Origin of the sequence: Arthrobacter agilis, assembly GCF_002953615.1 — a bacterium.
GTDB classification, from domain to species: domain Bacteria; phylum Actinomycetota; class Actinomycetes; order Actinomycetales; family Micrococcaceae; genus Arthrobacter_D; species Arthrobacter_D agilis_B.
In genome coordinates this window covers 2,804,229-2,813,576 of record NZ_CP024915.1, presented here as the reverse complement: position 1 = coordinate 2,813,576, position 9,348 = coordinate 2,804,229, and the positions used below count along the sequence as shown (strand labels likewise).

Below are 9,348 nucleotides of genomic sequence, written 5' to 3'. Positions count from 1 at the left end.
TCGGCGGGGGAGTCCGAGGTCGTCGCGGTGCAGCCATCCCACGGGCGGCACAGTGCCGGGCCGGTCGAGATCCTCAAGGTCGACCTCGACCGCGTGGCCCGGGAGCTGTCCGAACTGGACATCGAACTGCCGGACGCCGCCGGAGCGTGCCGCTGATCCGGCACACACCCGACAGCATCGACGGAACAGGCCATCGGGATCCCCCGGTGGCCTGTCCCGTTTCGCGCCGGACACTTTTGTTCCCTTCTTCGACAAACCCCTTGTCGGGAGCAGGAATGTGACGTAGCGTACTGGCAACCGGTCGTCGAAACGTTTAGACGACCGGCAGCCGGAGGATCTCCTCCGGCCCCCGCACCAGCAGACATCGGAGTCGGCATGGCCAATATCCACGACGTCGCCCGCGTCGCCGGTGTGTCCATCAGTACCGTCTCCTACGCGCTGAGCGGCAAGCGGCCCATCGGCGAGAAGACCCGCCGGCGCATCGACGAGGCGGTGCGGGAACTCGACTACATGCCCAATGCCGCCGGTCGGATGCTGGCCGGGACGAGGACGCGCATCTTCGCCCTCACGGCACCCCTGAGGAGCGACACCTACGCGCCGGCGCACATGGCGTTCGTGCTGGCAGTGGCGACGGCGGCGAGGAAGTACGACTACGACGTCCTCCTCCTGACCGAGGACGAAGCGACCGACGGCCTCCACCGGGTCTCCTCGAGCAGGCTCGTGGACGGGATCATCGTCCTGGACGTCTCCCTCCATGACGAGCGTGCGGACCTCGTGCGTTCGCTCGGTGTCCCCGCAGCGCTCATCGGCGTGCCGGCGGACACGGAGGGGCTGGTCTGCGTGGACCTCGACTTCGAGGCCGCCGCAGGACTTGCGGTGGACCGGCTGGTCGACGCCGGGCACCGGTCGCTGGCCCTTCTCGGCCATCCCCCGATGGTCTACGAACGCGGATCCAACTTCCCGATGCGGTTCCGCGACGGCTTCCTGCGCAGGGCGGCGGACCGGGGGGTCCGCGCATCCTTCTCGATGGTCGAGAAGGATGCGCCCCACGTCCGGACCGCGCTGGCCGGCGTCCTGGACGCTGATCCGGCACCCACCGGTGTCGTCGTGCACGCCGACGAGGGCGTCCATAAGGCGGTGCTCGAGGCCATTGCGGCGCGCGGGCTGTCCGTCCCGGACGATCTCTCGGTCATAGCGGGGGTGCCCACCTTCGATACGTCCGGCTTCACGCCACCGCTGGACGCCATTCCGCTCATCCCGGCGGATTCCTGTACCCGTGCGGTCGAGCTGGCGGTCCAGCAGCTCGACGGCACCGTCGAACCGCGCGTCGAACTCGTCGCGCCGAAATACCGCGACCACGGTTCGGTCGCGGCACCCCGCCCGGGCAGCTAGCGCCGGCGCCATCCACCTATCGGTTCCACCCGACGCGGCACTCCATGGCCGTTCGTCGAAACGTTTCGACAAGAAGCGCCCGTCCCCGTGACGGACGACCACTACAAGGGAGTAGGCATGAACAAGAGCAGATTGATCCTGGGGGCCGCCTTCACGGCCGCCGCACTGACCCTGTCGGGATGCTCCGGCTCCGGCTCGGACACCGGATCCGGCGGTGAGGGCGACACCCTCAAGCTGTGGCATTTCGAGAGCGAGACCAGCGCCATGGGAATCGCCTGGACCGAGGCCATCAAGATCTTCGAGGAGGAGACCGGCGCGACGGTCGAGTTCGAGGAGCGCAGCTTCGAGCAGATCCGTTCGACGGCGAGCCAGGTGCTCAACTCGGACGAGGCCCCGGACCTGCTCGAGTACAACAAGGGCAACGCCACAGCAGGCCTGCTGTCCAGCCAGGGCCTGCTGAGCAACCTCGACGACGCCGTGGAGGAGTACGGCTGGGACGACAAGCTCGCCCCGTCCCTGCAGACCACGGCGAAGTACGACGAGCAGGGCATCATGGGCTCCGGTAGCTGGTTCGGCGTCCCGAACTACGGCGAGTTCGTCGAGGTGTACTACAACAAGGACATGTTCGCCGAGGCCGGCCTGGAGGTCCCCACCACGCTCGACGGGTTCGAGGACGTGATGCAGGCGTTCACCGACCAGGGCGTCACGCCCATGGCGGAGTCGGCGGCCGAGTACCCGCTCGGCCAGCTCTGGTACCAGCTCGCCCTCACGCAGGCCGACCGCGGCTGGGTCGAGGACTACCAGCTCTACACGAACCCGGTGGACTGGCAGGGCGAGGAGGTGTCCTTCGCCACGGAGACGGTCAAGGACTGGACGGACAAGGGCTACATCTCCACCAACGCCACGGGTTCGACGGCGGAGGACGCCGGAACGGCGTTCATCAACGGCACGAACCCGATCTTCTTCTCGGGCAGCTGGTGGCACAACCGGTTCACCACCGAGGCCACGGGCTTCGAGTGGGGCACGTTCCTCTTCCCCGAGGCGGAGCTCGCGCCGGGATCCGCGGGCAACATGTGGGCCGTGCCGGAGAACGCCGCGAACAAGGAGCTCGCCTACGAGTTCATCGACATCACCATGCGACCCGAGATCCAGAACCTCATCGGCAACAACGGCGGGGTCCCCGTCGCCGCCGACCCGGCCGACATCACGGACGAGAAGAGCTCGGAACTCATCGCGAACTTCAACCAGCTCACCGAGAAGGACGGCATCGCCTTCTATCCCGACTGGCCCACGCCCACCTTCTACGACGAGCTGAACGCAGGCCTCCAGGAGCTCCTGAACGGCACGATCTCGCCGGAGGAGTTCCAGGAGCAGGTCGGCGGGCAGTACCAGAGCGGCGTCGACGACATCGTCGGCTAGTTCCCCGCATCCGTCCGTGCCGCCGGTCCCCGTTCCCGGACCGGCGGCGCGGACGGCACCCCGCCTGTCCCCGCCCTCGGAAGGTGCAAGCCCATGGCGATCGCAACCCGGTCGAAGGAGCGCGCCCAGCGCTCCACCGCCACCCCCAGCCTCATCCCCGGCTCCCGCAGCAGTTCCTTCTGGTTCTACCTGCTGCCCGGCCTCGCCCTGCTCACGCTCATCATCGTGGTCCCGCTGCTGTGGAACGTCTACCTGACCTTCACCTCGTACCGCGGTATCCGCCCGCCGGAGTTCATCGGCCTCGAGAACTGGGTGGAGCTCTTCGGCGACACCACGTTCTGGACCTCGTTCCGCAACTCCGTCGCCATGATCGTCGCGATGGTGGTGGTGCCCACGCTGCTGGGCCTCGTCCTCGCCGCGATGCTGTTCGACCTGATCGGCCGGAAGTTCGGCGGCCGCGTGGCGAGTTTCCTCCGCGCCACCTACTACCTGCCGCAGATCCTGCCCGGTGTCATCGCGGCCATCGTGATCGGCTGGATCCTCCGGCCCGAGAACGGCGCCCTCAACCAGGTGCTCGCCGCCGTCGGGCTGGGCGGCCTGCAGAGCAACTGGCTGGGCAGCCCCGAGACGGCACTCCCCAGCATCATGGTGATCATGGTCTGGGTGCAGCTGGGCTACCCGGTGGTGATCTTCATGGCGGCGCTGCAGCGCGTGGACCCGGAACTGTACGAGGCCGCGGAGCTCGACGGCGCGAACTGGTTCCAGTGCTTCCGGGCCATCACCGTCAGCATCATCCGGCCCGAGATCTTCGTGGTCACCCTCACGTGCGCCATCGCCGCACTGAAAGTGTTCGGTCCCATCTACGCGCTGACCGGCGGAGGACCCGGCAGCTCGACGATCGTCCCCGCCTACTACGCCTACAGCGAGTTCTTCCAGTCCCAGCAGGTGGGCTACGGCGCCACGATCGCCACCGCGCTGACGGTCGTCATCGCCGTCGTCAGCATTCTCTTCGTCCTCGTGCAGACGAGGCTCGAACGCAGCGAGGAGGCACGCTGATGGCCATCACCGAGACCACAGCAGGGAAGACCGCACGCGAAGCGGTCCAGGAACCGCCGCGGCAGCGACGACGCAGCGGGCGGGCACGCAAGACCGCCGGCGACTGGGTGATCCTCGCGGTGGCCGTGCTGATCGGGCTGCTCATCGCCGTCCCGTTCCTGCTCATCCTCGCCAATTCGTTCAAGTCACCCACGGACTACGCCTCCGGCGGGCCGCTCTCGCTCCCGTCGTCGCTCTACTTCGACGGCATCACCGCGTTCTGGGAGCGCGTCGACTTCCCGCGCAAGCTCTGGAACAGCTTCTTCATCAGTTCCGTGGTGGCGGTGCTCGCCGTCGGGATCTCCATGTTCAACGCCTTCGCCCTGGGCATCGGACGCGTGCGGGGCCGGACCTGGCTGGTGCTGCTGATCCTGCTCGCCAACATGCTGCCGCAGGAGGTGCTGCTGTACCCGCTGTACTTTCTGTTCCGGCAGGTGGGCCTCTACGACAGCCAGTGGGCCGTGATCATCATCTTCACCGTCATCCAGAGCGCGTTCGGCACCTATCTCCGGGCCTCGGTGTACGGCACCTTCCCGAAGGAGCTGCTGGAGGCGGCGTCACTCGACGGCGCGAGCCGCTGGCAGATCCTGTGGCGCGTGATCTTCCCGATCTCGCGGCCGACCCTGAGCGTGCTGCTGATCTTCTTCTTCATCTGGACCTGGAACGAGTTCCTGATCCCGCTGACGTTCCTCGTGGGCAACGACAACCAGACCGTCCCCGTGGCGATCACGGTCCTGCAGGGCGACCGCCTCATGGACGTCACCACCACCAGCGCCTCCGCCCTCCTCGGGCTCCTTCCCACCCTGATCTTCTTCCTCATCTTCCAGCGCACCCTCACCCGGGGCATCACGGCAGGAGCAGTCAAGTAACCATGAAATTCACCGACGGATTCTGGCATGTCCGCCCCGGCGTCGATGCACAGTACGCGCAGGAGGCCTACGACATCGAGGTGGCGGACGGCCGGCGCCTCGTGGTCTCGGCCCCCACCAAGGTCATCGAGCGGCGCGGCGACACGCTCAACCGGGCGCTGCTGACGGTCACGCTCAGCAGCCCGCTCGACGGGATCATCGGCGTGCGCATCGAGAACCACCGCGGCGACAGCCCGCACCGCGGCTTCGATCTCGTCGGTGCGCACGGGGGGACCACCACGGCCACGGCCGCGACGGACGACGGCGGCGGCACCCTGGTGGCGGGTCCGCTGACGGCACGCATCCCCCACGGAGCCCCGTGGGACCTGTCCTTCGAGGCCGACGGCCGGACGCTCACCTCGAGCGGGCACAAGTCCGTGGGACGCATGGGCCTCGCACCCGACGCACCCGTCACCACCGAACCGGTGGGCGTCGCGGGCGTCGCGCCCACGGGACGCGCGCCCTCGCCGTCGTACCTGCACGCGCAGCTCTCCCTCGGTGTGGGCGAGCTGGTCTACGGGCTGGGGGAGCGCTTCGGTCCCCTCGTGAAGAACGGGCAGACGGTGGACATCTGGAACGCCGACGGCGGCACCTCCAGCGAGCAGTCCTACAAGAACGTGCCGTTCTACCTGACCAACCGCGGCTACGGCGTCCTCGTGAACCACCCCGAGCACGTCTCCTTCGAGGTGGGCTCCGAGTCCGTCGAGCGCGTGCAGTTCTCGGTCCCGGGGGAGGTGCTCGAGTACTTCGTGATCTACGGGCCGACGCCGGCGGACATCCTCGAGCGCTACACGCGCCTGACCGGTCGCCCCGCACTGGTGCCCGCCTGGTCCTACGGCCTGTGGCTGTCCACGAGCTTCACCACCGACTACGACGAGGCGACGGTGACGAGCTTCGTCGACGGCATGGCGGAGCGCGACCTCCCGCTGAGCGTCTTCCACTTCGACTGCTTCTGGATGCGGGAGTTCAACTGGACCGACTTCGAGTGGGATCCGCGGGTCTTCCCCGACCCGGTGGGCATGCTGAAGCGGCTGCACGACAAGGAGCTGCGGGTCAGCGCCTGGCTCAACCCGTACATCTCCCAGCGGTCGAAGCTGTTCGACGAGGCGGCCCAGGAGGGCTACCTCGTGCGGCGCGAGGACGGCACGGTATGGCAGTGGGACATGTGGCAGGCGGGCATGGGCCTCGTGGACTTCACGAACCCCGGTGCGACGGCGTGGTTCCAGGACAAGGTGCGCACCCTGCTCGGCCAGGGCGTCGATGCGATCAAGACCGACTTCGGCGAGCGGATCCCGCTGGGGGTGCAGTGGCATGACGGCACACCCGCGGAGACCATGCACAACCTCTATCCCCAGCTCTACAACCGCGCCGTCTTCGACGTTCTCGAGGAGGTCCGCGGGCAGGGCGAGGCGGTCCTGTTCGCCCGCTCCGCCACCGCCGGCGGGCAGCAGATGCCCGTGCACTGGGGAGGCGACAACTCGTCGTCGTTCGAGTCCATGGCGGAGACGCTGCGCGGAGGGCTCTCCCTCGCGCTCAGCGGCTTCGGGTACTGGAGTCACGACATCGGCGGGTTCGAGGGCTCACCCGATCCCGCGGTGTTCAAGCGGTGGGTCGCCTTCGGCCTGCTCTCGAGCCACTCGCGCCTGCACGGCTCCACGAGCTACCGCGTCCCGTGGGCCTTCGACACCGGCGACGAGCCCGAGGGCCAGAGCGCCGTCGAGGTCACACGGGCCTTCGCGCGGCTGAAGCTGTCCCTCATGCCCTACCTCTACGCCGTCGGCGCCCAGGCCCATGCGACGGGCACGCCGTTCATGCGACCCATGCAGCTCGCCTTCCCGGAGGACCCCGCCGTCGCGCACCTGGACCGGCAGTACATGCTCGGCCCCGACCTGCTCGTGGCTCCCGTGTTCTCGGCGGACGGCGCGGTCGAGTACTACCTCCCCGCGGGGACCTGGACGCACCTGCTCACGGGCGAGGTGGTCGCGGGAGGAGGCTGGCGGCGTGAGACCCACGCATTCGACAGCCTGCCGCTCTGGGTGCGGGAGGGGGCGGTCCTCGTCACCGGCAGCACCGACCACCGGCCCGACTACGACTACCTCGACGACCCGCTCGTCACCGTGTACCCCGGTGCCGCCGACGGCAGCACGGCGCGCGTGGTCACGCCCGCGGGGGTCGAGGGCGGGTTCCGTGTGTCCCGCTCCGCGTCCGGCTACCGCGTCACGGGCCCTGACGGTGTCCTCTTCCGGGCACGCCTGGCCGGAGGAGCACAAGCACGGTCCGACGGCGGAACCGTGGAGCTCGGGGGCCAGTAGCATCGGAGGGTGAAACCGTTTCTCCTGCTGGCCACGCGTGCCGAGAACTACGCGGCCGACGCCGAATACGCGAGCTTCCTGCGCTACGGCGGCCTCGCCGGGAAGGACCTGAGGCGCATCCGCCTCGAAGCCGGGCCCCTGCCCGAGCTGGACCTCGCCGACTACTCCGGCATCTTCCTCGGGGGCAGTCCCTTCAACTCGTCGGATCCCGAGGAGTCGAAGAGTGCCGTGCAGCTGCGGGTGGAACGCGAGCTCGGGGGGCTGCTCGACCGCGTGGTCGCGGCGGACTTCCCCTTCTTCGGTGCGTGCTACGGCGTCGGCACCCTCGGCAGGCACCAGGGAGCCGTCATCGACTCCACCTACGCGGAGCCGATCGGTGCCATCGAGGTCACGCTGACCGCGGACGGCGCGGCCGACCCCCTGCTGGCAGGTCTGCCGACGTCGTTCGCCGCCTACGTGGGACACAAGGAGGCGTGCAGGACGCTGCCGGAATCGGCGGTGCTGCTGGCGTCGTCGGACACGTGCCCCGTGCAGATGTTCCGCGTGCGGGAGAACGTCTTCGCGACGCAGTTCCATCCGGAACTGGACGTCGAGGCGCTCGTGGGCCGCATCAGCACCTACCGCCACGCCGGATACTTCCCCCCGGACCAGGCGGACGAGTACATGGAGCGGGCGCGCGCCTCGGTGGTGGACCAGCCGGAGGCCATCCTCCGTGCCTTCGTGACGCGGTACGCGCGGGACTGAACCGCGGCGGGGAGTGCCCGTGCGTCGTCGTCCGCCGCCTCACGATGCCGGACGGCTCCGCGGGGCGGCCCGGCCACGACCGGGCAGCTCGATGGGAGCCGGCTGTGCGGCGATCCTGCCCCAATACTGAGGGTCGTCGCCCACCCTGCCGACCTACGATCGGAGGGTGGGGGATCAACGATGATGAAGGCGGCGGGTCGCGCGTGGGATGCGCAGGACGCGCGGCAGGACCGGGCGCAGCCGGCGGCGGAATCCGCCGAGCTGTTGCGCCAGGAGCTGAGGCGGGCGCGGATCGACCTCGAGCTCTTCGAGCGCAACCGGTCCCGGAGCGAGGCGGCATCTCCTCCTCCGGTGAGTGTGACGGTGCGCCGGCGGTTCCCCGGTGCCCCCGGTCCGACGCGTGGCGTCGGCGTCGGTCTCTGGCTCATCACGTTCTACCTGCTGCTCGTCGCGCTCGCCCACGTCAGCCCGGACGCGGCCCCCGGCCCCGACTCCTCGAGGGCATCCACCTCGTTGGTGCGCGCCTGGCAGCTGGACGGCTGACCCCGGACGGCTGACCCCCCGGACCGGTGCTACCTGTCGTGCGTCGGTGCCGCGGAGTACTGTCGGAGGACATGCCGCGCACGGCGAACAGAAGAGGTAGCTGCCATCGGTTCCAGCACGAGCACCCGACCGGCACGATCCACGGTCCCGGTCGTCCCTGCTCCCGGCGAGAAACGCCACCACCAGGTGCTCATCATCGGTGGAGGCAACGCCGGCGTGTCCCTGGCCGGGCGCCTGAACCGCTACCGGGTGAAGGACATCGCGGTGATCGAGCCGAGGAGCCGCCACCTCTACCAGCCGCTCTTCTCGCACATCGCCGGCGGCACGGCGGATGCCTTCGACGCCGTGCGGCTGCAGTCCGCCGTGATGCCCAGGGGCGTCACCTGGATCCAGGACAAAGCCACCGACGTCAGCACGGGGACGAAGACCGTCCTGCTGGAATCCGGTTCGGCCGTCACCTACGACCACCTCGTCGTCTGCCCCGGGATCCAGAACGACTGGGCGGCCATCCCCGGGCTGAAGGACGCCATGGAGGGCCCGTACGGGGGATCGAACTACGAGTACGAGCTCGCTCCGAAGGCCTGGAAGCTCTTCCGGGAACTGACGAGCGGCACCGTGGTCTTCACCCAGCCGCCGGGACCCGCCTCCTGCGACGGTGCCGCCCAGAAGCCCATGTACCTCGCGTGCGACTACTGGCGGCGCACGGGCGTCCTGCAGGACATCCGGGTGGTCCTCGTGGTGTCCACGCCGACGATCTTCGGCATGGACATCATCGACGAGGAACTCACCCGGAAGATCGACGAGTACGGGATCGAGGTACGGTACAGCACCGAACTCGCGTCCGTGGACCCGGAGGCCCGGACAGTGGTCCTCCGGCCTTCTCCCGACGGCTCGACCGGCGCTCACGGCTCCACGGGCGGTTCCACAGGCGGTTC

Annotated in this window: 8 protein-coding genes; all 8 read left to right on the top strand. The window is 68.9% G+C overall.

Annotated features, from left to right (window positions below):
• Positions 1–375: 375 nt before the first annotated feature.
• Positions 376–1,392 carry a LacI family DNA-binding transcriptional regulator gene (locus CVO76_RS13725; protein WP_133082864.1) on the top strand — a complete coding sequence of 339 codons (1,017 nt, stop codon included), beginning with the start codon at positions 376–378 and terminating at the stop codon, positions 1,390–1,392.
• Between the two features lie 117 nt (positions 1,393–1,509).
• Entirely contained in the window at positions 1,510–2,811 is a 1,302-nt protein-coding gene (locus CVO76_RS13720; RefSeq protein WP_208739692.1) for an ABC transporter substrate-binding protein, read from the top strand.
• A 93-nt stretch (positions 2,812–2,904) separates the two neighbouring features.
• A complete protein-coding gene (locus CVO76_RS13715; RefSeq protein ID WP_208739691.1) occupies positions 2,905–3,867 on the top strand; it encodes a carbohydrate ABC transporter permease in 963 nt (320 codons plus the stop codon).
• Complete coding sequence (locus CVO76_RS13710) at positions 3,867–4,775, top strand: carbohydrate ABC transporter permease (RefSeq protein WP_208739689.1); 909 nt, start codon at positions 3,867–3,869, stop codon at positions 4,773–4,775. Before CVO76_RS13715 ends, CVO76_RS13710 begins: the two co-directional genes overlap by 1 nt.
• Before the next feature lie 2 nt (positions 4,776–4,777).
• Entirely contained in the window at positions 4,778–7,126 is a 2,349-nt protein-coding gene (gene yicI / locus CVO76_RS13705; protein WP_208739688.1) for an alpha-xylosidase, read from the top strand.
• 9 nt (positions 7,127–7,135) lie between these two features.
• On the top strand, positions 7,136–7,870 hold the full coding sequence (locus tag CVO76_RS13700) for a glutamine amidotransferase (protein ID WP_133082856.1): 735 nt from the start codon (positions 7,136–7,138) through the stop codon (positions 7,868–7,870).
• Positions 7,871–8,050: 180 nt separating this feature from the next.
• The gene (locus tag CVO76_RS13695; protein WP_208739686.1) at positions 8,051–8,413 is read left to right on the top strand and encodes a hypothetical protein; all 363 of its coding nucleotides are present in this window, start codon (positions 8,051–8,053) and stop codon (positions 8,411–8,413) included.
• Positions 8,414–8,599: 186 nt separating this feature from the next.
• Positions 8,600–9,348 (top strand): NAD(P)/FAD-dependent oxidoreductase (locus CVO76_RS13690; RefSeq protein WP_244185987.1); only part of this gene is annotated, 749 nt, incomplete at its 3' end.

Excerpts from the sequence above, each read along its gene's own strand:
- yicI (WP_208739688.1), top strand. The coding sequence starts at position 4,778 with ATGAAATTCACCGACGGATTCTGGCATGTCCGCCCCGGCGTCGATGCA.
- CVO76_RS13695 (WP_208739686.1), top strand. The coding sequence starts at position 8,051 with ATGATGAAGGCGGCGGGTCGCGCGTGGGATGCGCAGGACGCGCGGCAG.
- CVO76_RS13725 (WP_133082864.1), top strand. The coding sequence starts at position 376 with ATGGCCAATATCCACGACGTCGCCCGCGTCGCCGGTGTGTCCATCAGT.
- CVO76_RS13710 (WP_208739689.1), top strand. The coding sequence starts at position 3,867 with ATGGCCATCACCGAGACCACAGCAGGGAAGACCGCACGCGAAGCGGTC.
- CVO76_RS13715 (WP_208739691.1), top strand. The coding sequence starts at position 2,905 with ATGGCGATCGCAACCCGGTCGAAGGAGCGCGCCCAGCGCTCCACCGCC.
- CVO76_RS13720 (WP_208739692.1), top strand. The coding sequence starts at position 1,510 with ATGAACAAGAGCAGATTGATCCTGGGGGCCGCCTTCACGGCCGCCGCA.